Raw genomic sequence first — 25302 nt, 5'->3', positions numbered from 1 at the left:
GAGCTCGCCAGTGAGACGGCACGGGCAAAAACCTACTCCTGAATGTCGATTGCCGGCCGGCTCGGCTCGGCCTTCGACGCGACATCATCCGGCGCTTCCGCGGCCGTCAGCACCCGAACGTCGGCGTCGAACTCCCGGTCGACGAGCCACGCGGCCGACTGCAGGGCCTCGTACTCGGTGTCGGGGTCGAGCGTTCGCTGGAGTGCCTCGCGGTTCTCCTGGAGTTCCTGGCCGTAGGCGGCTGCAGCGTCGCCGTGGCGCTTGATGTCGTCGTGTTGCATCAGCTCCGAGATGACGTTCGGGGCGTCGCTCTCGATGGCGATTTCGAGCGCCTCGTGTTTCCACTCCGGCGTGACGACGATGTCGATGCGTTCGGGCGCTTCGATGCCCGCGACATCGATAATCTGGCGGATGTCTTCACGGGTGTTCTCGACGAGCTGGCGCCGTTTCTCGACCACGTCGCGGTCGGCCTCGGTGTCGGGCCATGCGGCGTCGACGACGAAGTCGGCTCGCGGCTCGCTTCGCTCACCGTCTTCTCGCGGGCTCCGCTCGCTCGAACGGCCCGCGGGACTCCGTCCCGCGCTGCTCGCATCCGAGGCGCGTTGCGCCTCGCTGCCAAGTTCGTCCCACAGCTCCTCGCAGACGTGCGGCGCGACGGGCGCGAGCAGCCGGACGGCGGTCTCCAGCCCGCGCTCGAAGACGTCGGGGTCGACGGCGGTGTACTCCTCATACTGTCGGAGCGTGCCGACGAGCGATTGGGCCTCCCGGAGCGCGGTGTTGAACGTCAGGTCGTCGTACTCCTCGGTCGCGATGGTGATCGCGGCCTCGGTTTCGTTCTCGACGTAGCCCGCGACGGCATCGCGGTCGTCGGCTGTCTCCACGTTGCCGGCAGTGAACGCCTCGACGATGTCTTTCAGCCGCGTCAGGAACGCGTAGGCCGACCGGACGCCCTTGTCCGACCAGTCGAAATCGCGTTCGGGCTGGGCGGCCTGCATCATGAACAGCCGTGCGGTGTCGGCGCCGTACTCCTCGACGATGGCCTGCGGAGAGACGACGTTGCCCTTCGATTTCGACATCTTCTCGCCTTCCAGTTGCACCATCCCCTGGGCGAGCAGGTTCGTGAATGGCTCGCGGTGCTCTACGTCCTCGTAATCGGCCAGCGTCTTCGTGACGAACCGGGAGTACAGCAGGTGCATCACGGCGTGTTCGATGCCGCCGACGTACTGGTCGACGGGCATCCAGTCGTTGGCCCGCTCGAGGTCAAACGGGGCGTCCTCCAGGTCGGGCGAGACGTAGCGCAGGAAGTACCACGAGGAGTCGACGAAGGTGTCCATCGTGTCCGTCTCCCGAACCGCGTCCGCGCCGCAGTCGGGACACGTCGTCTGCTTCCACTCCTCGGCCGCATCGAGGGGGTTACCCGTGGTGTTGATGAACTCCGGCAGCTCGACGGGCAGTTCATCCTCGGGAACGAGCACGGGGCCGCAGTCGTCACAGTGGACGACCGGAATCGGTGTTCCCCAGTATCGCTGTCGGGAGATGCCCCAGTCGCGCAGTCGGTACTGGGTGTGGTGGTCGGCGCTGTCGATCCCCTCGGTCAGCCGCTCGCGGGCGGTCTCGCTGTCCAGCCCCGTGTATTCCTCGGAGTTGACGAGGACGCCGTCCTCGGTGTAGGCCTCCTCGCTCACGTCCGGCACTTCGTCCTCGCTCGGCGCGATGACGGGCTCGATGTCGACGTCCATCTTCTCGGCGAAGTCGTGGTCGCGATGGTCGTGGCCAGGGACGCCCATCAGCGCGCCCGTCCCGACATCCGAGAGGACGAAGTCGGCGACGAACACGGGCAGTTCCTCACCGGTGGCCGGATTCGTCGCCGTCAGACCGGTCTCGACGCCGTTGGGTTCGTCCCCTTCGGGGTCGGCTTCGTTGTGGACGAACTCGTGGACGGCTTCGTCTTCCTCGATGAGGGCTTCGGTAATCGGGTGATCGGGCGCGAGCGCGAAGAACGTCGCTCCGAAGACGGTGTCGACGCGGGTGGTGAACGCTTCGACGGGGCCGTACTCCCGCGGCTCGCTTGGCTCACCGCGTCCGTCCGAGGCGCGTGGCGCCTCACCGACGTCGAACTCCAGGCGTGTCCCGTGTTGGCGGCCGATCCAGTTGCGCTGCATCTGTCGGACGGAGTCGGGCCACCCCTCCAGTTCGTCGATGTAGTCGACGAGTTCATCGGCGTAGTCGGTGATTTCCAGGAACCACTGTTCGAGCTCTCGCTCCTCGACGGGCGTCTCACAGCGCCAGCAGAGCTCCGCATCGCCTTCGACCTGTTCGTCGGCCAGCACCGTCTCACAGGAGGGGCACCAGTTCACCTCAGCGTCGCGACGCTCGGCCAGCCCCTCCTCGTGGAACCGCCGGAAGAGCCACTGATTCCACTTGTAGTAGCGGGGCTTGCAGGTGGTGACTTCCCGCTCCCAGTCGTAGCCGAACCCCATCGCCTCCATCTGACTTCGCATCGTGTCGATGCAGTCGACCGTCCAGTCGCGGGGGTTCGTGTCGCGTTCTTTCGCGGCGTTCTCGGCCGGGAGGCCGAACGCGTCCCAGCCCATCGGATGGAGGACGTCGTCGCCACGCATACGACGGTACCGGGCGTACGCGTCCGTGATGGTGTAGTTCCGGACGTGGCCCATGTGGAGTTCCCCGGACGGATAGGGATACATTCCGAGGACGTACGTCGGGTCATCGACGTCGTCGGGCGTCCGATACACGGAGGCGTCGTCCCACGCCTCTTGCCACCGTCGTTCGACCTCGGTGTGGTCGTAGCCGTCGTCGTGCATAGAGAGAGTAGTTATCGAACCTTCCGTGGGTTCGGCCCTTAACCTTTCCATCCGACAGACGCGCTCTGTCGCGTGAACGTACACCAAGAATCATGAGTCTGGACTGCCTATCGCGTGTATGGGCGACGACACTACCCCACGCGGCCCGAAGGGCTTCGGCTCCTCGATACGCCGTCGGGGGAACGATGACGCCGACTCCGCGCTAACGAATCCCTGGATTGCGGCAGGCGCAGTCCTGCTGTTGCTTCTGATTCCGCTGCTTCCGTTCCTGGCCATCGTCTGGATGGTCTCGCGAACACTGCGCGGCGTCAGAGAGCGCGTCTCCTGGGAGTAGCCGCCTCAGCGCACCCGCGTATCGACCAGCTCGAAGGGCGTCCCGTTCCCGCGCTCGTTGGCGTGCTCGTAGACGACGTGCGCGGTGGCGATGTCCTGAATCGCAAGGCCCGTCGAGTCGAACACGGAGATGCCGTCTTCTGGTGTTCGGCCGGGCGTATCGCCCGTGACGATTTCGCCGAGTTCGCCGTAGAGGTCGTCGTCGTCGATGAGCCCGCGGCTCCACGGGACGTTGATTTCGCCGGAATGGGTACACTGCTCGTAGTCGTCGATGACGAGTTTGGCGTTCGTCACGATCTCCTCGTCGAGTTCGTTCTTCCCGGGCGCGTCCGCCCCCATCGCGTTGATGTGGGTGTGCTCACCGACGTCCTCGTGGTCGACGATGGGCGATTCGACGGGCGTCACCGTCGAGAGGACGTCACAGCTGGCGGCCTCGCCAATCGAGCCACCGCGGATGTCGAATTCGTCGCCGTACACCTCGATGAACCGCTCGACGGCGTCCGCTCGTTTGTCGGCGACGACGACCGTCTCGATGTCGCGAACGACGCTTATCGCTTCCAGTTGCGTGTGCGACTGGATGCCGGCGCCGACGATACCGAGCGAGCTGGCGCCAGCGACCGCGAGATGGTCGGTCGCGACGGCGGCGGCCGCCCCGGTTCGCTTCCGCGTCAGCGTCGTCCCGTCCATGAGCGCGAGCGGGAAGGCGTTCGTCGGGTCGGAGTAGATCATCGTCCCGAGCACCGTCGGCAGGTCGTGGTTTTCGGGGTTGTCCGTGTGGACGTTGACCCATTTGACACCCGCGGCGTCCCAGTCGCCGGCGTCCATGTACGCCGGCATCGACCGGAAGTCGCCGTTGTACTGCGGCAGGTCGATGTAGGATTTCGCAGGCATCTGGACGTTCCCATGCTGGTAGGCGGCGAACGCCTCCTCGACCGCGACGATGACCTCGTCCATCCGGGCGTTCTCGCCGACGTCCTCCCGGTTTAACAACAGCGTCTCCATACGGCAAAATTTGCACGGCGCCCTACTTATGTCCACCCCACTTTCGGTTCTGGCGTCGGGACGACATTCGTGTGAACATATCCCAAGGTTCTATGTGGGTGGCCGCTTGTAAACCACTCATCCGTGAACTCCGGGAGGGCTTCCGATGACTGACGCACCGACGGTGTTGTTCGTGGACGACCAGGCGGCCATCGCAGACGGCCACGCCGCGCGGCTCCCCAACGACCACGAGACGCGAACGGCGTACGATGGCGAAACAGCGCTCGAAACGCTGGATGACGATGTAGACGTCGCCTGCCTCGACCGCCGAATGCCGGGTATGTCGGGCAAGGAGCTGCTCGATGCGATACGCGAGCGGGGCTACGACTGCCGGGTCGTCATGCTCACCGGCGTCGAGCCCGACCGCGACGCCGTCGAGATGGGCTTCGACGAGTACATCGTCAAGCCGGTCGACGGCGACGAACTGCGCGACACCATCGACCGCCTCGCGACGGAACCGGCGACCGATGTCGACGACGACGTGCTCGATGCGCTCGGCGACCCGAAAACCAGACGCTGCTGTTATGCGCTTGCCGAGACGCCCAAGAGCGCTCGCGAACTGGCCGACGAAACCGGCTACTCACTGCCGACGGTGTACCGGCGCCTCAACGCCCTCCAACAGGCCGGTATCATCGAATCGCGAACGCGGCTCGACCCGGACGGCGACCACCACGACACGTTCATCGCCGTCACGACTCGCATCCAAATCGACCTCGAAGACGGCGTCCGGGTCGACATTGACCGAACCGACGAACCGGCGATCTGACCCGTCTTACACCCACTCGATGCCGTCACCGATATCGAACGGGAGCCGTCCGTGTCGGTAGCCCTCGATGTGACCGTTCGGCCGGGCGCGGTAGACGACGGTCGGCTCGTGGCCGACGTGGGGTTTCTCCCCGCGGACGGCGCTCCATTCGGTTTCGGTGAACGAGGTACAGTCGACGAAAAGCGCCGCATCGGGATGTTTCGCGAGCTGGTCGGTGCGTTTGGCGCCGCCGGTCTCTTTGACCGCGGCGACAGGATGGTCGGCGTGTGAGCGCCGTGCCGGCGGCTCCGGTCGGGTCACCTCGATGAGGTGGTCGTCGACGGCGAAATCCAGCGCGTGCCCGCTGTCCTGTTCGACCTCGGGAACGAACTCCAGCCCGGCGTCGGCGAGAATCTTCGCGGTGTTGAACTCGGCCATCGTCGCTCGCATTCGGCCGATGTCGTAGCCGGGCGAGGTGCCGAGCTTCGAGGCCATCGTATACCGGTATTCGTCGAGGACGCCCGTCCGGAGCAGCGATTCGTAGAACTCGAGGCCAGCCTCGCGGGTCGCGTCGGGGAAGCCGGCGGCGTCCTCCTCGAAGAACCGCCGCGTGCTGTCGCGGCCGTCCTTCGAGCAGAAGACGGGGAGGAAAAACCATGTGACGTACTCGTACTCCGTGAGCCACGGGTCGGAGACCTCCATGCGGGCGGTGAGCTCGCGCTGGGCCCACCGGGAGACGGCGTACGGCGCCTCGGTGAACGTCTCCTTGTCGGTGCGCCACAGCGGTTCGGGCGTCTCGGTGTTGCCGAGCCAGTAGGCGCGGCCGGGGCGGAAACAGAAGAAGGCGAAATCGCCGTTGTCCATCTCGAACCGCACGGCGTCGAATCGGTCGTCGCCGACGGGGAACCACGGCTCCTCGATACGCGCGCCGAAGGAGGCATCGAGTGGGGAGAGTAGCTGCTCCCGAACGCGCTGTCGCGTCCAGGTGCCGTTCGAGCGACGGAAACGGAGGGGACCTGCCACGGTTTACTTAATAGGCCATGTCGTTTACCGGTTACGCTCGATTCGGCTGCCCGCCGGGGACTCATTCGGATTTCGGGCGCGGATTCGGCCCGAACATATAAACCACCGGTCAACATCCCCGATACATTGATAGTGAACAACTCGTAAGGTGAGGTATACCATGTCAATGGGTGCCTACGACGAGGACGAACACGAGCGCCGCGAGCAGAAGAATTCCAGTGTCGACGCCTCGTTCGACGACGAACGCACCAACTACGAGGGTGAGTTGGAGTACGATTCGGGGGATTCTGCCGAAGAGCTTCTCGACCAGTTCAAGCAGATGCAGTCTCAGTAGACAGCTCTCGCAATCGCAACAGCGCCAGCGAGGCGCTGGTAACGACTGTGACGGCGACGACGTGGCCGAGTAGTGCCACGAGCAACACGGGGTGGTCGAGCAGGAAGGGGACGAGCACGAGCTGGACGACGCCGAAAAGCAGCGTCTCCCGGTCGGCCTGCCGCAGCGTCGCCGCCGTCGCCGGCTCGAACCGATAGCGGCCCGACCGCCACAGCGCGACGACGGCCGCCCACCAGCCGGTGCCGATGCGGTAGCACAGATCCCATAGCACCAAAAGCATCAAATAGACGACGAGAATCGGCGCCTCGGTGCCGAAAAGCACCTCGATGAGCGGCTCGCCCGTGCGCGGGTCGAAAACGAACAGGTGGGTGATGAGGGCGACGAACGCCAACACGGCGAGGACGACCTCGATACTGGAGCTGAACAGCAGCCGCCGGTATGGCTCCGGCGTCTCCGGTGCGCGGGCGATGCGGCTGATGCGCAACATCTCGATGCTCCCGACAGCGGCGACGACCACTGCGGCCGTCCCCGCTATCGCTGCATTCCAGAGGTCGTAGTACCACGCCAACACTAGGACGGCGACCTCGAAGACGACGAGCTGGATGGCGATGGCCGTCCCCTCCGCGAGATCGACGCCCGGCAATGCTCCGATGATGCTCTCGTAGGCCCACGTTTCGCCGTATTCGGGCCGCATCAGGCCTCCTCCGTCGCTTCGATGGCCGCACGGTCACCCAGGGCGCGCTCGACGGCCTCCTCGAACGGCGTGAGCTCCACCTCGACGTGCTCGTCGATGCTGTGATCAGAGACAACGACCGTGTTGCCGAGCCCGGCGACGAGCGGTTTGGCAACGTTCAGCGGGACGTCGGTGACGAGCCACAGCCAGCCGGCCGACAGCTTCGACGACAGGAACGGCATGGGAACGATAAGCGGCGGTCGCCCGGAGAGTCGCTCCGCCGTTCGTTCGATGATCTCCTGATACGTGAGTACGTCCGGCCCGCCGATTTCGAATGTCCTGCCGGCCGTCTCCGGCGCGTCGAGCACGCCCACGAGGTACTCGATGGCGTCGTCGATGAAGATGGGTTGACACTGCGTGCGCACCCATTTCGGCGTCACCATGACTGGTAGGCGGTCGCCAAGCTGGCGGATGATCTCGAAGCTCGCAGACCCCTCGCCGATGATAATGGCGGCCCGCAGCGTCGTCAGTTCGTAGTCGCCGCCAGCGAGGATGTGTTCGACCTCGCGGCGCGACTTGAGGTGTTTTGAGAGTCGCTCGCGCTCGTCCCCAAGCCCACCGAGATACATGACTCGCCCCACGCCGGCCGCCTCCGCGGCGTCGACGAAGGTGCGGGCGACGAGGCGGTCTTTGGCCTCGAAATCCGCACCGGCACCCATCGAGTGCACGAGGAAGTAGGCCGCGTCGACATCGGGGAACTGAACCGGCGGGTCGAGCAGGTCGGCTTCGAGCGTTTCGACGCCTTCCGGGGCGCCGTATCGGTCGGCGTCGCGGACGAGCGCGATGACCTCGTGGCCGTGCTCGAGTAACGCAGGCACCAGGTGGCTACCGACGAAGCCAGTCGCTCCCGTCACGAGTACTCGCATACACCTGCATACGGCGGGCACGCCCTTAATGCCAGTCAGGAGTTCAAGCCCGCGTCATCGTCCGACGACAGACTCGCTTTTGCCATACTCACGGCCATTTTGCCGCTCGACGCTCGGCAACACACCATCCTCAAGCCCCTGAAAACCGCGAACAACGTCATTGGGAATCCCCCCGTAAGTTTACAAATAATATCAAATCATAAGCTGACAAAATTCTGCCATTTCTAAAGTAACGGTTTAGTTGCAAGACGTTGTCAGTAACGAGTGGAGGTGGTGTCAATGTCGGACGACAGCCCCGTAGCAACGGCTTCAGCACCGGACGTCCGGGCCAGCCGGACGGCCTGCATCTCCTCGATCCCTCAGAGCTCTCGCGCTACGATTTCGTGCTTGCACTCATCCCCTTTGTCCTCATGCTCGCGTGGGTCGTCGGCCAGGTCTCTAGTGTGCCGCAATGGGCGGCGATGGCCGTGGGTGCCCTCACGGCGCTCCCGCTTTTGGCCGACGGTCTGGCCGTCAACCCGCCCGCGTGAGTCCGACGCCTTTTGCCGCCGCGCTCCATAGCCGGGGCATGGCAAGCGAACCCTGTGATGCCTGTGGCGAGGACGTCCCCATCGGCGGTGGTATCTCCGGTATGTGGTCGTCGTCGCCGCAGGGAACGGGTGGGATGACGCTCGAGTTCACCGACGGCACCGAGCATTTCCTCTGTTTCGAGTGTATCGAGAAGCTCCCCGACGACCCAAGCGAGGCCGACGTCGTCGCAATCAGCGAGTAGTGTGTGCTGCGTTGACGCCCAACACTCTTTTAGCTGACACCGTGTAACCTCAGAACGAATGGCCGGACGCCACTACGTGCTCCGCGCCGACCTGTCGGCTGGAACCCTCGTCCGGGAGCGAGTCCCCGAGCGATGGCGACGACAGTTCATCGGCGGCAAGGGACTCGGAGCCAGATATCTGTATGCCGAACTCGAAGCGGGAACGGACGCCCTCGGCCCGGCGAACCTGCTCGCGTTCTGTTCGGGGCCGCTCTCTGGCTATCTCCCCGGTGAGACGCGCTACGCTGCAGTGACGAAATCACCGCTCACCGGCGCGTTTCTGGATTCGTACGCCGGCGGGTCGTTCGCGGCGCGACTGGCGGGGTCGCTCGATGACTGTCTCGCCTTGCTCGTCACCGGCGCCGCCGACGAGCCGGTTCGTATCGTCCTCGAAGACGGCAACGGCCGTATCGAACCCGCTGAAACGTGGGGCGACGACACCGTCGAGACGGCCGCCCACTACCCGGATGCGGCCGTCGCGTGCATCGGCCCGGCGGGCGAACGCGGCGTCGCTTATGCCACGATTGCCTCCGATGGCGGCGACCACCACGCCGGCCGTGGTGGCGCCGGCGCCGTGATGGGCGCGAAGGGGCTCAAGGCGGTCGTCGCACGAGGCACCGAACCGGAGATTCCCCCGGAACTCGCCGACCTCCGGCGGCGCTACGAACGCGCATACGCTGACGGCGAGACGGGCCGGTGGCAACGGGCCGGCGAAACCGTCGAGAGCGTCGATTTCGCGAACGAGGTGGGCGCACTCGCCACGGAAGGCTGGCAGCGCGATCAGTTCGAGGCCGTCGACGACATCGGCATCGAGGCGGCGGAAGACGCCGCAATCGGGCGGGAACACCCCGACCGAGACGTTCCGGGCGGGTTCGAGGTCGAAACGGATGACGGCACCTCCGTCCCCCGCGGTGCGACGCCGATGACGCTCGGCGCCGGGCTTGGCCTCGATGAGTTCGACGCGGTCGCCGCGCTCGGTGAACTATGCGACCGTCTGGGCGTCGACGTCATCTCCGCCGGCAATGCGGTCGCGTGGGCGGTTCGGGCCGATGCGGCCGACCTCGTCGACTGCGACGTCTCCTTCGGTGACGAAGCAGGCGCCCGTCGCCTCATTGAGGCCATCGCGACCGGCAGCGAGGGCCCATGTGACGCAGCCGTCGTCGAAGCGCTCGCGGCGGGCGTCGACCGCGCCGTCGACCGCTACGGTGGCGACGGCCTCATCCCAACGGTGAAGTCGATGGAACTGCCGTCGTACGACCCCCGCGCGGCGGCCGGCATGGCACTGGCCTACGCGACGAGCGACCGGGGTGGCTGTCACCGCCGCGCCCGACCGATCGAGTGGGAGGCGTTCTCCGAAGGCGCCTCGACCCGCGAGCGCGTCGCGGCGGTCGTCACCGCACAGGACACTCGCTCCATCCTCTGGAGTTTCGTCGCGGATGATTTCGCCGGCGAGCCGCTGTGGGACGATTTCGGTGCCGAGTGGTTCGACGCTCTTGGCCAGCCCCATGACACGGACGACCTCCGGCGTGCCGGCGAGCGAATCTGGACGCTCGTTCGCCTGTTCAACGCCCGCGAGGGGTTCCGCCGGGACGCGGACGAACTGCCTGACCCGCTCACGGAGCCGATTTCCGACGGCCCCGCGGCGGGAAGCCACATCGACGCCGAGCAGTTCGACGCGCTGCTCGACGCCTACTACGCCGCACGCGGCTGGAACCACGAGGGGCTGCCGACGGTCGCGACGCTTGAACGCCTCGACCTCGCGGACGTGGTCGACGGCGAGACGCCCATCGGCGACCCGCCGACGCCGACACAGGGAACCGACGATGACTGATAGAATCGACCTCGACGACATCGAGACCGACACCGACGACGAACCGGACGCGAACCACGGCGATTGGCTGTGGCGCGACGAGGGCGACCCGGCGGACGAACCGGACGCGCCGACGCTGACGGAGGCCGATACCGAAGCCGCCGGCACCACAGAGCACTCCGGCACGAATGCTGGCCCGGACACGGTCTCCCCGCGTGTCCCCCGCGAGAACGAGGATAAGCCCGCGGGCGTGCCGACGAACCGCGGTGGGTCGGGCGCCGGCGCGGGCGTCGAGGCTGGCGATGACACGGGCGAGGGATTGCGAACGATGTCCGAGGGACCCCACGGCGGCGGTATCGACGATACGACCCTGGCGTTGACATACGGCGCGGTCTCTCGGCTCGATGACCCACAGCTGGTCGTTGCCGCCGCCCGCGAGTGGGCCGACTGGGTCGGCATCGTCGGCGAGGTAAGCGCCCCTGTCATCACCAAGTTCCAGCGCGAACACGGCATCGACGCGGATTTCTTCAACGGGACGGGCACCGGCCCGGCCGAGCGTCTCGCCGGTATCGGCGAGACGTCGATGTTCTACGCCGAGCGGATGGTCGTCGTCGGCACGCCCGAGGAGGCGTGGATCGCCGAGGAGAGCGGCTGGGAGTTCGTTCCCTTCGAGGAGGCCGCGGAGAAGGCGGGCTGGACGACAGCGTAGCGAACCCGTGGCAAGGCTTTTGTCCGTGTTGTGAGATACCACACCTATGTCGATGCGCACAGCGGCACGGCAGAACAAGGTCGTCCTCGCAGGGTTGCTCCTGTTCGCCGGCTGGGTCGCTCTCACTGCCCTGAACGTCTTCAACAGCACTACGGCGTCCTCACTCGGCAGCTGGGTCGGCCAGCATCCGACCGGCGGGGTCGTCGGCATCCTCGCGTTGCTTTTCATCCTCGCGTTGACGGTCGGCGTCTACGGCGAACTCGCCGAAAGCGACCCCGCACCCGAGGAGTGGCCGCCCGAATAATGTTCTACGAATGCACCGAGTGCGGGCTTGTCGACCGCGGCCCGCTCGACGCACAACCGACCGTTCGCCAGTGTCCCGACTGTGAGGAGCAGACCCGCTGGACGCCGGCGTTCGAGGGGGCGCCACAGTCGTGACGGAACCGTTCCGCGTCCCGTTGTCCGAGCGCTTCCATGAGGCCGCCGCCCAGTGGGCCGACGAGCGCATCATGGAGGAAGACGCCGCCCTCGAAGCGAAGGCCGAGCAGGCGCTGCTCGAGATCGAGCACCTAGTCGCAAACGCCCAGGACGTCGATTTCGAGGTCATCGATGACGGCGATGCCATCCACTATGAGCCGTCCACGGCGCTCGCGGAGTTCCTCGAGGAACAGGCCGAGACGTCCGGCGTCGACCCTGAGACGGTATTGCGCCTCTACGTCGACCTGTTTGCGGGGGCGTTCCTCTCGGACGATTCGGTGACGCCCGAGGCGTAGCGTCGGCGGAAAGTATTTGTCTCAGTCGCTTCATGTGGCACACATGCACAAGGACAGCGGCTGGCGACCTGACACCGGCTGCCAACAGTGCGACGGTTACGAGCTGTGGACGCACACGGCGCCACACGAGATCAACGACGGCGAGAAAGACCCGGACTGGAAAGACGACGAGTAATCAGGCCATCTGGCCGGCGATCTCTTCCTCGAACGTGACGAACCCCGACAGCAGGTGGGCTGCGGCCTCGTAGAACGTCGAATCTGTTTCTTCCAACACGTCGTTCGCACAGTCGTCGATCCACTCCGAGAGGTGTTCCTCGTGGAAGACGCGCTGGAAGCCGAACGTCTCCTCGTGGCCGGCGCGCTGTCGCTCGATGAGATAGCGGAGAAAGCCCAACTCGACGGCGACGTGGTCGCTCTCTTCTGGGTACTCCTCCGGCGGCGCCCAGCCGGCCGCGCCGTAGCTGGCTTCGACCTCAGCGAGTCCCTGCCCTCGGAAGTCCGTGTCGTCACGGTAGGACGTTTCGTGGGGCAGGATGGGCGGACGCGGCCCGACGAAGACGCGGGTGTATTCGCCTTCGAGGTCGTCGCGCACGGCCTCTGGGTCACGGCCTTCGTTCTCCGCGACGAACTGCTCTAACGTCTCGAAGCCGGCGTCGAGTTCGGCCGACACCGGCTCGTCGGGAATCGTGAACTCGCCGGAGAGCAGCCGGTCGAGCAGCTCGACCGGCGGGTAGTCGGCGAACGCGTCGATGAGGAAGTTCACGAGCTCGAGGCGGGCGTCGTACAGCGCCTCCTGGTCGACACTCATGCGTCGTCCCCCGTCTCCTGCTTGTAAAGCAGCTTCGCCCGACAGTCCGAGCAGTATTCGAAGACGTTCTCGCCGTCGGGGGCCAGCCCCTCGACAACGCCGCCGACCTGGGCTTCGATTTTGGTAGCCGAGCCCTCACTCGTGAACGCCGTGCCGCAGTTCGAACACTCCCGCATCTCGCCTTCGAAGGCCGTCTTCCAGGCGTCGCCGCCGCGGCGCTCCGGCAGGAGGTCGAGATGCAGCCCCGGCTCCAGTTCGATTGCGTCCTCCATGCAGCCTTCCTCACACAGCCCGCAGTTCACGCAGCGTTCGTGGCTGAACTCCAGTTCGGGGCCGCTCCGGCGGAGCGCGTCCGTCGGACAGAGGTTCGAACACGTCGGCGTCAGCGTGCAGGTGTCCGAGACCTCGACGTCGGCGAAGTTCTTCAGCCCCCGAATCACGTCGCGTTCGGCCTCCGTGTGGGCGAGAATGGCGCGGATGCTTTCGAGCGTCCAGCCGTGACTGTCGAAATCCGGGTTCGGCCGGACACCGCCGCTGGGCTGGGTCGTCGCGCCGCCGTCGGTCATCGCCCGCTCCGCGCCGCCGTCGATGCGGCCCGTCGCCTCGTGGTCGCCCGGTGGGATGGGGCTCTCGGTCAGTCCCTCGGCGAACGAACGAAGCTCCTCGACGAACGGCTCGTAGTCGGCGATATCTGGCGCGAAGAAGCCGACGCGTTCGCCGAGCCCCAGGTCTGCGGTCGCGCGGTTGAGTCGCTCGACCAGTTCGGCCTTCGGGTCGGGGCCGGAGTGCAGACAGGAGTCGCCACAGCCGACGATGGCGACGCCGTCGGCGCCCGCCGCGAGCGCGTGCATGACGTGCGCCTCGCCGACCGTGTCCGTGCAGTTCACCGAGACGGGGAGAACGGGCGGATACTCGATGTCAGTCCCCATTGCGGCTCTGCGGCCGTACTCGGAGATGGCTTCGGCGGCCCGCTCCGAGCAGACGAACGCGAGGACGGGCGTTTCGATGCCCGACGACCCGCGGTCGAAGAGCCACCCGCCGGAGTCGTCCGTTGTCGGCGAGAGCAACGCCTCGACCTCGCGGGCGATGCGCTCGTTCGAAGGTTCCCGGAGTTTGACGGCGCCGGTCGGACACGAACTCGTGCAGGCGCCGCAGTTCTGACAGGCCTCCTTGTGGAACTCGACGTCGTCGATGCGGGGTCTGGCGACGGCGTCGTGTGGACAGGCATCGACGCAGGCGGTACAGCCCTGTTGGCTCGACTCGCCGGCCGCACAGATGTCCATCTCCAGATCGAGGAAATCCGGGCCATCGTAGCCGCCGATGAGTGATTCGACGGCCGCGACGGTTGCGGCGTCGACGGTGCCGGTGTAGAAGCCGATGCGGCCGCCGCGCACCCCTTCGTCGGCGGCCGGGTAGATAACCTGGTCGAAGGTGCGTTCGCGCTCGTGGCCGTCCATCTCGATGGCGTCGGTCGGACAGCAGTCGGCCCAGCCGCCGTCCGGCGCCTCCGGGTCGATATCGATCGGCCGGCTGGTGACCATCCCGTCCGGCCCGCGGCGGACACACTCCATACAGGAGATGCAGTCCTCGGTGACGCGGGATTCGAGCGTCAGCGTGAACTCGCCGAACCGGCCGTCGACGTCGGCGACGCGGCCGCGTTCGACGGTCACCTCGTCGAGGTCGGCCTCCCCGGCGAGTTCGGTACCGTCCGCGATGAGCGTCACGTCCGCGCGGTCTGCCAGGGCGACGGCGCTTTCGGCGTCACCGACGACGGCGACGGAATCGCCCGCCTCCGCGGAGTGGTTCCGGCTGACGGATTCGTGTTCGAGGCCGGCGTAGGCGGCGTTGAGGAGGCGGGCGGTCTTGTCGGTCGCGGCGCTTTCCTCGTGTACCCAGCCGGCGCCTTCTCGCTGGTCGACGAACTCGACGGCGTCCGGATGCAGGCCGTGTTCCGTCGCGATATCACGAAGGTCGTCCTGGACGCCGGCCTCGGGACAGGAGATGATGAGCTGATCGAGGTCGTGTTCGTCGATGACTGCTTCCATCGCGTTTCGGCCGTCGCCACAGAGCATGCGCGAGCTGGCGGCGACATCGACGGCAGTGACGCCCTCGCGGGCGGTTTCGAGGTCGATGTCGCAGGTGTCGGCACAGGAGCAGACAAACGTTCCCGTCTTCATCACCCGTGGATTTCGAGTCGAACGTGAAAGAGTTTGTCACGCAATACGTTTCTGACCCGCTGCCGCCTCCGGAATTTTCTCACGTCCCGGCGATTCGCTCCCTGATTCGCGGCAGCTCCGGGGTGGCGGCGCCGATGCGGTCGTCGAGCGCGTACGGCCCCGCACCCGTGATGAGAAGCGCCGACGCGAGGCTGAACAGCCCGATGTGTGCGAGCACCGGGTCGTCGGGGATACCGAACAGCGTGAGCGTGAAGACGCTCATCGCCGTCAGCGCCGACAGCCGGGTGAAGAGGCCGACGGCGATGGCGGTTCCGAGCGCGAGTTCGGCAAAGCCCGCCCCGAGCACCCATAGTTCCACGGAGACGGGAATGAGCTGGTCGAGGCCGTACTGTCTGACGACGCTTATCGCCATCTGTGGCGCCAACAGCTTCTCGAAGACGCCGAGGAAGGCGAAGGAGATGCCCATGCCCACGCGGATGACCGTGGGGACGTACCGCTCGTAGGGGTCGACGGCTTGGTTCAGCCGGCGCGCGGCGTCGTGAATCGGGTCGATATCGCCGTACATCGTCCCTTCGGCGTCGGCGACTCGCTGGAACACCTCGTCCGCGCTCGGGCGGCCGCCGCCGATGAGTGCGATGGCGATGAAGCCGGGCACCCACTCCATCGAGAACAGCACCACCGGCTCGATGGCGAGCGTCAGGAGGTACGCGACGAGGCCGACGACCGCAGTGACGCGGGTCGCCAGCCCGAACAGCAGCGCGAAGCCGAGGCCGATCTGGAACAGTCGCGCGGCACCGCTGTTGACGAGGTTGGCGTCGACGACCGGATTGAACAGATAGCCCGCAAAGCCCGCGCCGACGAGCGGCAGGCCGAACCCGAGTCGCAACAGCCACGGCAGCAGGTCACTGTATTCGCGCATCGCCTCCCGGAACACCTCGATATCGCGCTGGAAGGGTTGGACACGGAGGTACACGAGAAGGATGATGACGGTCAGGAGGCCGGTACCGCCGATCACGCCGGCGTTCACCGGGTCGGTCAGCGCCGACGCGAGAAACTGGAGCCCCTCACCCACGTCCTCCGTATCCGTGACGTAGCGAACGTGGGCCGAAGCGACGCCAGTCGCGGCAAGAAGGCCCGCGAGCGTGGCGACGAGCCATCGACAGCACCGCGATATACGGGATGTTGGCATGGGTAGCAGTACGCACGCTAACAAGTAAAAGTACGGACATATTTCGCGGGGCCCGTCACGTCTTTGGCCCTCTCCACCCAAGCGCCGGTATGAAAGTTCGCTACGACCGCGATACGTGTATCGGGATGTTCCAGTGTGTCGCAGAGTGGGACGCCTTCAAGGAGAACGAGACTGCCGGGAAGGCAGAGCTTGAGGGCGCCGAGGAGGTCGAAGAAGGTATCTACGAGCGCGAAGTGCCGGACGGCGCCGAGCTCGACGCCAAGTTCGCGGCCCGAGCCTGCCCCGTCGACGCCATCGAGGTGTACGAAGACGGCGAGCAGATCGTCTGATACGGACTGCTGTACCTATGTACCGCGACGACCACCCGACTGCGGTCGGTTGATGCGGAAATGACGTACAGCAGTTCGTATGAGGCTCCTCCCGAACGATTATAATGATGCGTGTGAATCCCTCCACGTGAAGGTGTGCCACGATGTATACTAACGACCAACGAGAGACACAGCGGCTCTGTGAGTGGGCATCACTCACGGGCGAACGACTGCCCGAGGAATACGGGCCGTGCGGCCCCGAAAACGACAGTTAGGAGATCTTCTCGTACTGCTCGGAGAGCTTCTCCGCGGCCTCGTCCATCAGCTCGGTCTCGTAGTCGTCGAGTTCCCACTCCACGACCTCCTCGATGCCGTTGGCGCCGAGTTTGACGGGCACGCCGAATGCGGTGTCTTCGTGGCCGAACTCGCCGTTGAGGACGAGCGACCCTGGAAGGACTTCGCCGGTGTCGTGCAGGACGGCTTCGACCATGTGTGCGACGCCCGTCGCCGGGCCCCACTGAGTTGCGCCCTTGCGTTCGATGACGTCCATCGCTGACTCTTGCAAGTCGCCGAGAATCTCTTCTTTCTCGTCCGCGGAGAATTCGGGGTCGCGGCCGTCGACGCGAACCTTCGAGAACATCGGTACCTGGGCGTCGCCGTGTTCGCCGAGGATGGTTCCCACGACGTTCTGGACGGGGACGTCAAAGCGCTCCGAGAGGACGTAGCGGAACCGCGCGGAGTCGAGGCGGCCGCCGAAGCCGATGACTTTGTGGCGGTCGCGGTCGCCGGATTCGTAGAGGTGACGGTTCAGCAGGTCGACCGGGTTCGAGGTCGTGATGGAGACGTAATCGTCGTTGTACTCGTCGACCGAGGAGCCGATATCCTCCATGATGGGCGCGTTATCGCCCGCGAGGTCAATGCGGGTCTGGCCGGGCTGGCGCGGGATGCCGGCCGTGATGACGACGACGTCCGAGCCGGCGGTGTCCTCGTATTCGCCCTGCCGGACGGTCGTATTGGAGTCGTAGGCAATGCCGTGGTTCGTATCAGCCGCCTGCCCGATGGTGGTTTCACGCTGGTCGGGAATGTCGACGAAAACCAGCTCGTCCGCGATGTCCCGAAGCGCGATGTTGTACCCCGCAGCGGCGCCGACGGTACCCGCCGCGCCGATGACGCTAACCTTTGTCATAATCGTCTACAAAACCTCGTGGGAGCCGATTAACTCTTGTCTTTCAGTTCGAATCGCGGAACGTCCGTACGCCCACCAACTGGGTGCTCTACGGCTCCGTTTCACCATCTGTCGAACCGCGCCACGACAGGAAACGTATCCCGTCCGGCTTCGATACGCATTTGCCTCGCTGTCTCGGAGTGCCGACAGTGACAGAGGGACGGATTCGTCGCTTGTGGACAGACCCCGAACAGCGCCGCTGGCTGGCGTTCGCCGCGCTCGCGGCCACGTACGCGCTCGTGTCGGTGTACCGGCTCTCGACGGCGGTGCTCGCGGACGAACTCACCCGCGCGTTCCGCGCGACGGGCACACAACTCGGGACGCTGCATGCCTCTTTTTTCTACGTCTATGCTGCGATGCAGCTGCCGGCCGGCGTCTTCGCCGACCGGCTTGGCGCCCGCCGCACCGTCACCGTCGGCGCGGCCGTGATGAGCGTCGGCGGCCTCACGTTCACCGCGGCGACCTCGTACCCGACCGCCTTCGCCGGCCGGGCGCTCATCGGCTTCGGCGGGAGCGTCCTCTTCATCGCCATCCTGCGGTTCTGTGCGAACTGGTATCGCGCGGCCGAGTTCGCCCGGATGAGCGGACTTACGCTCGCAGTTGCCGGATTCGGCGGCGTCCTGGCAACGACGCCGCTGGCCGTCGCCGTCGCTGCCGCCGGGTGGCGGACGACCCTCACTGCGCTGTCCGTTCTCGGCTTCGGCCTCGCGGCCGCCGCGTATCTCGTCGCTCGCGACTCGCCTGCGGACGCCGGATTCGACCCAATCGGTGGCGTCGAAAGCGAGGCGCATCGCGCCTCGGACAGCGCGAGCGGTGAAGCCGCGAGCGAAACGCCCGACGCCCCGTCGCTTCGGGCCGTCCTCACGAACGCCCGCCGCGTCCTGTCGGAGCCGGAGACGTGGCTCTGCGGGGCGATCCTCTTCTCCGGAACCGGCATCAACATCACCGTCATCGGGCTGTGGGGGATTCCGTATCTCGTCCAGACGTACGGGCTGTCGACGACGGTCGCCTCGACGTTCACGCTTCTGGGCAGCGTCGGCCTCGTGCTCGGCCCCCCGACCATCGGCTTTGTCTCCGATCGCCTCGGCAGCCGTACCCGACTCATCGTCGTCGGGATGGCGCTATACACGATCAGCTTCGTCGCCCTGGCGGTCACCGGCCGGCCGCCGCTGGCCGTCGTCGCCGTGATCTTCTTCACCGCTGGCGCGCTCGCCGGCGCGTACGCGCTCACCTACACGGTTGTCAAGGAGCGACACGCCGCCACCGCCTCCGGCGTTTCGACGGGAACCGTCAACACGATGGCGTTCACCGGCGCGGCCGTCATGCCGACGCTGATGGGGCTGGCCCTCGACACCTACTGGACGGGCGACACAATCGGCGGCGCCCGCGTCTACACCGAGTTCGGCTATCAGGTCGCCTTCGGGCTGGCCGCCGCCGTCTCCGCGCTCGCACTCGTGGCCGCGATATGGCTGCACATTCGGGCCGACGGAACCGTCAAATAGCCCACTGACCGCGAGCGAGCGCCTCAAGTGTCCCCGCGCCTACGTTCGGACAATGAGCGACACCGGGCCACTCCAGCCTGACCGCCCCGACCTCGACCGGCCGTTCGAGGTCGATGCCCCGTTCGACCCGGCTGGCGACCAGCCCGAAGCCATCCGGCAGCTGGTCGAGGGGTACGAATCGGGCGCCGAGAAACAGACGCTTCTGGGCGTCACCGGCTCCGGGAAGACCAACACCGTCTCCTGGGCCATCGAGGAACTCCAGCGGCCGACGCTCGTGTTGGCGCATAACAAGACGCTTGCCGCCCAGCTGTACGAGGAGTTCCGCAACCTCTTCCCGAACAACGCCGTCGAGTATTTCGTCTCCTACTACGATTACTACCAGCCCGAAGCCTACGTCGAACAGACGGACACGTACATCGACAAGGACATGTCGATAAACGAGGAGATCGACCGACTGCGCCACTCCGCGACCCGGTCGCTTCTGACCCGCGATGATGTCATCGTCGTCGCCTCGGTCTCGGCCATCTACGGCCTCGGTGACCCGACGAACTACGAGCAGATGTCGCTGCGGCTCGAACAGGGCGAAGACATCGGCCGCGAGGAACTGCTCGGCAAACTGGTCGACCTGAACTACGAGCGCAACGATATCGACTTCCAGCAGGGCACCTTCCGCGTCCGTGGCGACACCGTCGAGGTGTTCCCGATGTACGGTCGCCACGCCCTCCGCGTGGAGTTCTGGGGCGACGAGATCGACCGTATCATGAAAGTCGACGTGCTGAACGGCGACGTCGTCTCCCAGGAGCCGGCGGCCTTGGTGCACCCCGCGGAGCACTACTCCATTCCCGAACAGCAGCTCGAACAGGCCATCCAGGAGATCGAGGAACTCAAGGAGAAACGGGTCAGCTACTTCGAGCGGCAGGGCGACCTCGTGGCCGCCCAGCGCATCGAGGAGCGAACCACCTTCGACATCGAGATGCTCCGGGAGACGGGCTACTGCTCGGGCATCGAGAACTACTCCGTCCACATGTCCGACCGCGAGTCGGGCGACCCGCCGCACACGCTCTTGGATTACTTCCCCGACGACTTCCTGACAGTCGTCGACGAATCCCACCAGACTATCCCGCAGATCAAAGGCCAGTACGAGGGCGACCGCTCCCGGAAGGAGTCACTCGTCGACAACGGCTTCCGGCTGCCGACGGCCTACGACAACCGCCCGCTCACCTTCGAGGAGTTCGAAGCGAAAACCGACCGCACGCTGTACGTTTCCGCGACGCCCGGCGACTACGAACGCGAACACAGCGACCATGTCGTCGAACAGATCGTCCGTCCGACCCACCTCGTCGACCCCGAAATCGAGGTGTCGCCGGCCGACGGACAGATCGAGGATCTGATGGAGCGCATCGAGACCACGCCGGACGACGAGCGCGTTCTCGTGACGACGCTGACGAAGCGGATGGCCGAAGACCTCACGGAGTATCTGGAGGGCGCCGGCGTCGACGTCGCCTACATGCACGATGAGACGGACACGCTGGAGCGGCACGAACTCATCCGGTCGCTGCGGCTCGGCGAGATTCAGGTGCTCGTCGGCATCAACCTCCTCCGGGAGGGCCTCGACATCCCCGAGGTGAGCCTCGTCGCCATCCTCGACGCCGACCAAGAGGGGTTCCTGCGCTCGGAGACGACGCTCGTCCAGACGATGGGGCGGGCCGCCCGGAACGTCGACGGCCGCGTCGTCCTGTACGCTGACGAGGAGACCGACTCGATGCAATCCGCTATCGAGGAGACGCGTCGCCGCCGCGAAATTCAGCGCAGGTTCAACGAGGAACACGGCCACGAACCGCAGACCATCGAGAAGGCCGTCGGCGAGACGAACCTTCCGGGCTCGAAAACGGAGACCGGCAACGTCTCCGATATCGACGCCGACGACCCCGAGGAGGCCGAACAGCTCATCGAGCGGCTCGAATCCCGGATGCAGGAGGCCGCGGATAACCTGGAGTTCGAACTCGCGGCGGATATCCGCGACCGCATCCGCAAAGTGCGCGAGACGTTCGAGGAGCTCGACGACCCCGACGACGGCGTGCCGACGCCCGACGACGAACTCTGAACGGGCGCTGCCGCTGGCCCGGGCTTTTTGTCGGTGACGTGAGTGTGCCGGCGTATGGCCGTCCGCGCATATGCTCGCTCGCCAGCCGCCGTCGTCTTCACGCTGCTCGGCACCGTCGCGGTCGGCGTCGTGGCTACTATTGGGTGGCAACTCGCCGCGCTGTTCCGGACGACTGGCATCGCGACCGACCCGACCTTCCTCGGCGGTCTCGGGCGCCTCCTCTATCTCGTAGTGGTCACGCTGACCGTCGGCACCGCCGCGTTCGTCTGGTTGCCGTTCAGCGCCGCCGTCGCGTACGCTGTTGGCCGCCGAACCGAGGGCCGGACGGCGACGCTCGGGATGGCCGCTTCCGCTGTGACCGACAACATCGAAGCTATCGCCCGCTGGGCGAAAACACGCCTCGCCGTCGGGTCGCTCGATGAGCAACTGCTTTCGGAGAAGGACATCGGCCCGAACGAGGTCGTCGTCGGCTGTGCGGGCTTCGTGATTCCGGCGCTCGTCCTCGACGCGTACGACCTGCCGTTGGCGGTCGAGCGCGCGAATCGGGTTCCGCCGGGGGTGACTCGCGGTTGGCAACAGCTCCTCCCGCTCGTGGTGACGATCGTGGCCGTGGTCGCCGTTCTCGTGTGGGGCGCCATCACCGGCTCTTTGTTGGCGCCCACAACGCTTGCCCCGGCCGTCGCCATGGCCGTCGTCGGAAGCGTCCTTACGGCCGCGCTGGACACCGCATGGCGCGCGAGCGTGTACGTCTCCGCCGATACTGCGTCTGGATTCTCCGACGGCCCCTGAATCCGCGGATTATAGCGAACCGACGAAGGCGTCGAAGGCACCGCTCTCGGCGTGGACGTGTGCGTACGTGCCGAGCGTCCGGTATTCAGTGAGCCCGTCCATGCCGTCGGCGATTCCATCCCCCCGTTTCACGTCGAACCCGAAGGTCGCGTCCGGAGCCACGTCAGCCGTCGAGTAGTGGAACTCGTGGCCGCGTATCCGCTCGCCTGCGTCGGCCGTGAGCGTTCCGCTGCGGGCCTCCAACTCAACGTGGTCGAGCGCCTGATAGCGGTCGCACATCTCGATGTCGGCAGGGAGGACGCCGGCCATCGCGTGGGTGTCGCCGTCGGTGTCGGTCAGCGTCTCCGAAAGCGCCATCAGCCCGCCACACTCTCCGAGAACGGGCAGGCCCTCGGCAGCGTGGGCGCCGAGTTCTTCCAGTGTACCGCCGGCTTCCAGTTCCGCGCCGTGGAGTTCGGGATAGCCGCCGGGGAGGTAGACGCCGTCGCAGTCGGGCAGCGGGTCGCCAGCGACGGGGGAGAACGTCACCACGTCGGCGCGTTCGCGGAGGCGTTCCAGCGTGGCGGGATACCGGAAGCAGAAGGCCGCGTCGTCGGCGACGGCGACCGTAGCATCGGTTCGTGGGCCGACCGACCCGATGTCGGGGCGTGGCGGTTCACGGGCGATATCGAGCAGTCGCTCGGTGTCGATGTGCTCGCTCGCCTCGTCAAGCGTTTCCGTGTCGATGGGTGCCTCCTCGCCCATGTGAAGCCCGAGATGTCGGTCGGGGATTTCGAGGCCCGACAGCGGTGGGATGCGGCCGACGTACTCGAGCACGTCCGGAAGCGCATCGCGGATGCCCGATTCGTGGCGGCCGCCGTGGGCGCGCTGTGCGAGGACGCCGATCACGTCGATGTCGCGGTCGGCTTCGGCGGCGTACTCCCGGAAGCCGAGCGCCTGTGCCGCGACGCTCTCCATGCCCGCCTTCGCATCCACGACGAGAACGACGGGCAGATCGAGCGTTTCGGCGACGTAGGCCGTCGAGTTCGTCCCGTCGTACAGTCCCATCATCCCCTCGACGATGCAGATGTCGCCCGTCCCGCGCCAGTAGTTGCGCCGGCAGCCCACCTCGCCGCAGAGCCAGGGGTCGAGGCTCCGGGAGGGGCGGTCACAGACGACCGCGTGGTGGCTCGGGTCGATAAAATCCGGGCCAGCCTTGGCCGGCTGTGGGTCGTGGCCGGCGCGCTGGAGCGCCCGCAGGACGGCCAGCGAGGCGACGGTCTTGCCGACGCCGGAGGACGTGCCGGCGAGGACGACGCCGTTCACGGCTGTGGCACCTCTTTGTCGGATTCGGCCAACAGCCGGCCGTACACGTCTCTGATGCCGTCGTGAATCTCGGCCTTCGGGAGCTTCGCGCGCTCTGCGAGCGCGAGCGCGCCACCCATTCCGACGCCCTCCTTGGCTTCCCCGGCGAGATACGCGCCCATCGCGGGGTGGTCGTCGGTGAATTCGGGGTCGCTCACCGTCACCGACAGGTCGAGCGCCTCTGCGGCGGCAGCCAGGTCGACGGTGGGGTCGGCGTCGATGAACGAAGTGGTCGCGAGGTCGAGCGTGCCGTCGTAGCCGCCATGCCGGAGGCAGGCCGCGGCGGCGACGAGCTGTGTGCCACCGGCCAGCGTGACCGCCGTGTCGGTTTCCAGGGCGCCGGCAGCGATGCCGGCGACGACGGCAAGCACGGGGTCACCAGCGCGTCGGAGTGCGACGAGCGGCTCATCGGTCGCATCGCCGGGCTTGAGCGAGGAGGCTTCGAGCGCTTCGGCGACGACCTCCTGTTTCAGCGCCAGTGGGTTCTCGGGGAGCGAGGAGGACACCGTCCGGTCGCCCAGCGCGTCGCCCTCGCCAAGGGCGGTCAACACGCCGAGTGCGGTGGTCGTCCCGCCCGGAATCGTCTCGGCCAGGAACACCTCGTCGTCGGGGAGCCGCCGGCCGAACTGGCGGGCGGCGGCGAAGGCGCCCGGGGCCGATGGAACGGGGTCGCGTTCGCGGATGTCGTCGCCTGCGCGGGCGCCGACCGTCACCGTCGGGGCGCCCGTCTGCTCTTCGAGGCCGGCGTCGACGACGGTGTACTCGAAGCCGAGGCGCTCCCGGATGGCGCGCGTGATGACGGCCGGCGTCGGGCAGCCGGTCGGGGAGACGGGAACGACCGGTGCCCGCACGGGATGGCCGTAGGCGAGAATCTCGGCATCCGCACTCGGCGTGTGGGCCATCACGTCGGTTTCGGCGCCAGCAGCGCTGATTCCGTCGATAGCGGCCGTTCGAGTCGACCCTGCACAGAGGATAAAGCGAGTCACTATGGTTGCTGTTCGTGCAATCGCACTTGAGGTTGCGGGTCGAGCCGAGACTCCCCGAAACGTATTTACCGAATGCCGACACACAGCAATACAATCAGGATTGCGCTAATACAAGCGTAATTGATTATACATCCATGACGGACGAACTTCTGCTCGTCAGCCGGGCACATGCTCGCGAGGTAGCGGAGCGACACGCGGCGCGACTCCGTGACCGTGATGTCGCCGACAACGTCGCCGTCGAGACGTATGACCACGACCCTTCCGAGCTGGATGTCGATGCCGACGGGACGACCTACGTCGTGCCGATGGCCGCCGCACCCGGCCGCGACACGGCCCAGGGAATTCCGGGCGCGCTCCCCACGGCGCGTCACTGTGAGCCGGTCGGCGCCAGTCCTGCGGTGACCCGCGCGCTCGAAGACCGCGCCCGTGAGGTCGTCGAAGCAGGCTCGGATGCCTCGCTCGCGCTCGTCGCCTTCGGCGACACCTCCCGATCTGGACAGCGCGACGCCACTGAGGAACACGCCGCCCGCCTCCGGGAGGAGTCGGCCTTCGGCGAGGTGACGACTGCCTATCTGTTGCAGAACCCCGCCGCGGAGTGCGTCCGGTACAACCTCACCGGCGACCGGGCCGTCGCCGTCCCCTTCTTCGTCGCGCCGTGTGAAGAGACTGAGCGCGCACTTCCGGAGAAGCTGGAACTCGACCGCGGCGGCCTCGCATACGCCGACCCGCTCGGTGCCCACGAGGCCGTCACAGACGCCATCGAGGCCGAACTCGCCAAAGCCCGCGCCATCGACTCCGGCACTGCGTCCGTCCAGCCCGTCGCGACCGACGGCAGCGGCGACGCTTGACGCCAGCAGGTATTTTTCGTGC

The 25302-nt window shown here is 66.4% G+C and carries 27 protein-coding genes; 16 read left to right on the top strand and 11 right to left on the bottom strand.

Features of this window, described 5'->3' with window-relative positions; all coding sequences use genetic code 11:
• Window positions 1-32 precede the first annotated feature (32 nt).
• A complete protein-coding gene (gene leuS, locus ACI8UR_RS04560) occupies window positions 33-2822 on the bottom strand; it encodes a leucine--tRNA ligase (protein ID WP_415087602.1) in 2790 nt (929 codons plus the stop codon).
• A gap of 118 nt (window positions 2823-2940) precedes the next feature.
• Here leuS and ACI8UR_RS04555 point away from each other — a divergent pair, with 118 nt between their 5' ends.
• Window positions 2941-3156: a hypothetical protein gene (locus ACI8UR_RS04555; protein ID WP_415087601.1), complete on the top strand. Its 216-nt coding sequence runs from the start codon at window positions 2941-2943 to the stop codon at window positions 3154-3156.
• A gap of 5 nt (window positions 3157-3161) precedes the next feature.
• On the opposite strand, the gene ACI8UR_RS04550 is transcribed toward ACI8UR_RS04555, so the two are convergent.
• Window positions 3162-4157, bottom strand: a complete 996-nt coding sequence (locus ACI8UR_RS04550) for an ornithine cyclodeaminase family protein (RefSeq protein WP_415087600.1) — start codon at window positions 4155-4157, stop codon at window positions 3162-3164.
• Window positions 4158-4302: 145 nt separating this feature from the next.
• Between ACI8UR_RS04550 and ACI8UR_RS04545 the strand changes: the two genes are divergently transcribed.
• Window positions 4303-4962: a response regulator gene (locus tag ACI8UR_RS04545; RefSeq protein ID WP_411716007.1), complete on the top strand. Its 660-nt coding sequence runs from the start codon at window positions 4303-4305 to the stop codon at window positions 4960-4962.
• A gap of 6 nt (window positions 4963-4968) precedes the next feature.
• Here ACI8UR_RS04545 and ACI8UR_RS04540 read toward each other — a convergent pair whose 3' ends face one another.
• A complete protein-coding gene (locus ACI8UR_RS04540) occupies window positions 4969-5964 on the bottom strand; it encodes a DUF5784 family protein (RefSeq protein ID WP_411716008.1) in 996 nt (331 codons plus the stop codon).
• Window positions 5965-6124: 160 nt separating this feature from the next.
• On the opposite strand from ACI8UR_RS04540, the gene ACI8UR_RS04535 reads away from it, so the two are divergent.
• A complete protein-coding gene (locus ACI8UR_RS04535) occupies window positions 6125-6298 on the top strand; it encodes a DUF5786 family protein (protein WP_411716009.1) in 174 nt (57 codons plus the stop codon).
• On the opposite strand, the gene ACI8UR_RS04530 is transcribed toward ACI8UR_RS04535, so the two are convergent.
• Entirely contained in the window at window positions 6276-6992 is a 717-nt protein-coding gene (locus ACI8UR_RS04530; RefSeq protein ID WP_411716010.1) for a hypothetical protein, read from the bottom strand. The genes ACI8UR_RS04535 and ACI8UR_RS04530 overlap by 23 nt on opposite strands.
• Window positions 6992-7897 carry an NAD(P)H-binding protein gene (locus ACI8UR_RS04525; RefSeq protein WP_411716011.1) on the bottom strand — a complete coding sequence of 302 codons (906 nt, stop codon included), beginning with the start codon at window positions 7895-7897 and terminating at the stop codon, window positions 6992-6994. Before ACI8UR_RS04525 ends, ACI8UR_RS04530 begins: the two co-directional genes overlap by 1 nt.
• Before the next feature lie 251 nt (window positions 7898-8148).
• Here ACI8UR_RS04525 and ACI8UR_RS04520 point away from each other — a divergent pair, with 251 nt between their 5' ends.
• From ACI8UR_RS04520 to ACI8UR_RS04485, 8 genes are read left to right on the top strand one after another with little or no spacing between them, the layout of a single operon-like run.
• Window positions 8149-8427, top strand: coding sequence for a hypothetical protein (locus ACI8UR_RS04520; RefSeq protein ID WP_411716012.1), 279 nt, complete (start codon window positions 8149-8151; stop codon window positions 8425-8427).
• Between the two features lie 38 nt (window positions 8428-8465).
• Complete coding sequence (locus tag ACI8UR_RS04515; protein ID WP_411716013.1) at window positions 8466-8669, top strand: hypothetical protein; 204 nt, start codon at window positions 8466-8468, stop codon at window positions 8667-8669.
• Window positions 8670-8727: 58 nt separating this feature from the next.
• The gene (locus ACI8UR_RS04510) at window positions 8728-10539 is read left to right on the top strand and encodes an aldehyde ferredoxin oxidoreductase family protein (protein WP_415087599.1); all 1812 of its coding nucleotides are present in this window, start codon (window positions 8728-8730) and stop codon (window positions 10537-10539) included.
• The gene (locus ACI8UR_RS04505) at window positions 10532-11227 is read left to right on the top strand and encodes a hypothetical protein (protein WP_411715931.1); all 696 of its coding nucleotides are present in this window, start codon (window positions 10532-10534) and stop codon (window positions 11225-11227) included. The genes ACI8UR_RS04510 and ACI8UR_RS04505 overlap by 8 nt, the downstream gene beginning before the upstream one ends.
• 46 nt (window positions 11228-11273) lie before the next feature.
• Window positions 11274-11531, top strand: coding sequence for a hypothetical protein (locus ACI8UR_RS04500; RefSeq protein WP_411715932.1), 258 nt, complete (start codon window positions 11274-11276; stop codon window positions 11529-11531).
• Window positions 11531-11665: a hypothetical protein gene (locus ACI8UR_RS04495; protein ID WP_411715933.1), complete on the top strand. Its 135-nt coding sequence runs from the start codon at window positions 11531-11533 to the stop codon at window positions 11663-11665. Before ACI8UR_RS04500 ends, ACI8UR_RS04495 begins: the two co-directional genes overlap by 1 nt.
• Window positions 11662-12000 carry a hypothetical protein gene (locus ACI8UR_RS04490; RefSeq protein WP_411715934.1) on the top strand — a complete coding sequence of 113 codons (339 nt, stop codon included), beginning with the start codon at window positions 11662-11664 and terminating at the stop codon, window positions 11998-12000. The genes ACI8UR_RS04495 and ACI8UR_RS04490 overlap by 4 nt, the downstream gene beginning before the upstream one ends.
• 43 nt (window positions 12001-12043) lie before the next feature.
• Window positions 12044-12175 carry a hypothetical protein gene (locus ACI8UR_RS04485; protein WP_411715935.1) on the top strand — a complete coding sequence of 44 codons (132 nt, stop codon included), beginning with the start codon at window positions 12044-12046 and terminating at the stop codon, window positions 12173-12175.
• On the opposite strand, the gene ACI8UR_RS04480 is transcribed toward ACI8UR_RS04485, so the two are convergent.
• The 3 genes from ACI8UR_RS04480 to ACI8UR_RS04470 form a co-directional block, all read right to left on the bottom strand.
• Window positions 12176-12808: a molecular chaperone gene (locus ACI8UR_RS04480; RefSeq protein WP_411715936.1), complete on the bottom strand. Its 633-nt coding sequence runs from the start codon at window positions 12806-12808 to the stop codon at window positions 12176-12178.
• Complete coding sequence (locus ACI8UR_RS04475) at window positions 12805-14985, bottom strand: hydrogenase iron-sulfur subunit (protein WP_415087598.1); 2181 nt, start codon at window positions 14983-14985, stop codon at window positions 12805-12807. The genes ACI8UR_RS04480 and ACI8UR_RS04475 overlap by 4 nt, the downstream gene beginning before the upstream one ends.
• A gap of 79 nt (window positions 14986-15064) precedes the next feature.
• Window positions 15065-16174, bottom strand: coding sequence for a DoxX family protein (locus tag ACI8UR_RS04470; protein WP_411715938.1), 1110 nt, complete (start codon window positions 16172-16174; stop codon window positions 15065-15067).
• 89 nt (window positions 16175-16263) lie between these two features.
• Here ACI8UR_RS04470 and ACI8UR_RS04465 point away from each other — a divergent pair, with 89 nt between their 5' ends.
• On the top strand, window positions 16264-16503 hold the full coding sequence (locus tag ACI8UR_RS04465; protein WP_411715939.1) for a ferredoxin: 240 nt from the start codon (window positions 16264-16266) through the stop codon (window positions 16501-16503).
• Window positions 16504-16753: 250 nt separating this feature from the next.
• Here the strand turns inward: ACI8UR_RS04465 and mdh are convergent, their stop codons facing one another.
• The gene (gene mdh / locus ACI8UR_RS04460; RefSeq protein ID WP_415087597.1) at window positions 16754-17668 is read right to left on the bottom strand and encodes a malate dehydrogenase; all 915 of its coding nucleotides are present in this window, start codon (window positions 17666-17668) and stop codon (window positions 16754-16756) included.
• Window positions 17669-17856: 188 nt separating this feature from the next.
• Here mdh and ACI8UR_RS04455 point away from each other — a divergent pair, with 188 nt between their 5' ends.
• The 3 genes from ACI8UR_RS04455 to ACI8UR_RS04445 are packed head-to-tail and all read left to right on the top strand — an operon-like array spanning window position 17857 to window position 22102.
• On the top strand, window positions 17857-19209 hold the full coding sequence (locus tag ACI8UR_RS04455) for an MFS transporter (protein WP_411716094.1): 1353 nt from the start codon (window positions 17857-17859) through the stop codon (window positions 19207-19209).
• A gap of 52 nt (window positions 19210-19261) precedes the next feature.
• Entirely contained in the window at window positions 19262-21313 is a 2052-nt protein-coding gene (uvrB, locus tag ACI8UR_RS04450; RefSeq protein ID WP_411716093.1) for an excinuclease ABC subunit UvrB, read from the top strand.
• A 54-nt stretch (window positions 21314-21367) separates the two neighbouring features.
• Window positions 21368-22102 carry a hypothetical protein gene (locus tag ACI8UR_RS04445; protein WP_411716092.1) on the top strand — a complete coding sequence of 245 codons (735 nt, stop codon included), beginning with the start codon at window positions 21368-21370 and terminating at the stop codon, window positions 22100-22102.
• 9 nt (window positions 22103-22111) lie between these two features.
• On the opposite strand, the gene ACI8UR_RS04440 is transcribed toward ACI8UR_RS04445, so the two are convergent.
• A complete protein-coding gene (locus tag ACI8UR_RS04440; protein WP_415087596.1) occupies window positions 22112-23407 on the bottom strand; it encodes a cobyrinic acid a,c-diamide synthase in 1296 nt (431 codons plus the stop codon).
• Window positions 23404-24432 carry a nicotinate-nucleotide--dimethylbenzimidazole phosphoribosyltransferase gene (locus ACI8UR_RS04435; RefSeq protein ID WP_411715531.1) on the bottom strand — a complete coding sequence of 343 codons (1029 nt, stop codon included), beginning with the start codon at window positions 24430-24432 and terminating at the stop codon, window positions 23404-23406. The genes ACI8UR_RS04440 and ACI8UR_RS04435 overlap by 4 nt, the downstream gene beginning before the upstream one ends.
• 134 nt (window positions 24433-24566) lie before the next feature.
• Here ACI8UR_RS04435 and ACI8UR_RS04430 point away from each other — a divergent pair, with 134 nt between their 5' ends.
• Complete coding sequence (locus ACI8UR_RS04430; protein WP_411715532.1) at window positions 24567-25280, top strand: CbiX/SirB N-terminal domain-containing protein; 714 nt, start codon at window positions 24567-24569, stop codon at window positions 25278-25280.
• Window positions 25281-25302: the final 22 nt, after the last annotated feature.

It is taken from the genome of Natronomonas sp., assembly GCF_047616845.1.
GTDB lineage: Archaea > Halobacteriota > Halobacteria > Halobacteriales > Haloarculaceae > Natronomonas.
This window is presented reverse-complemented; position numbering and strand designations above follow the sequence as displayed.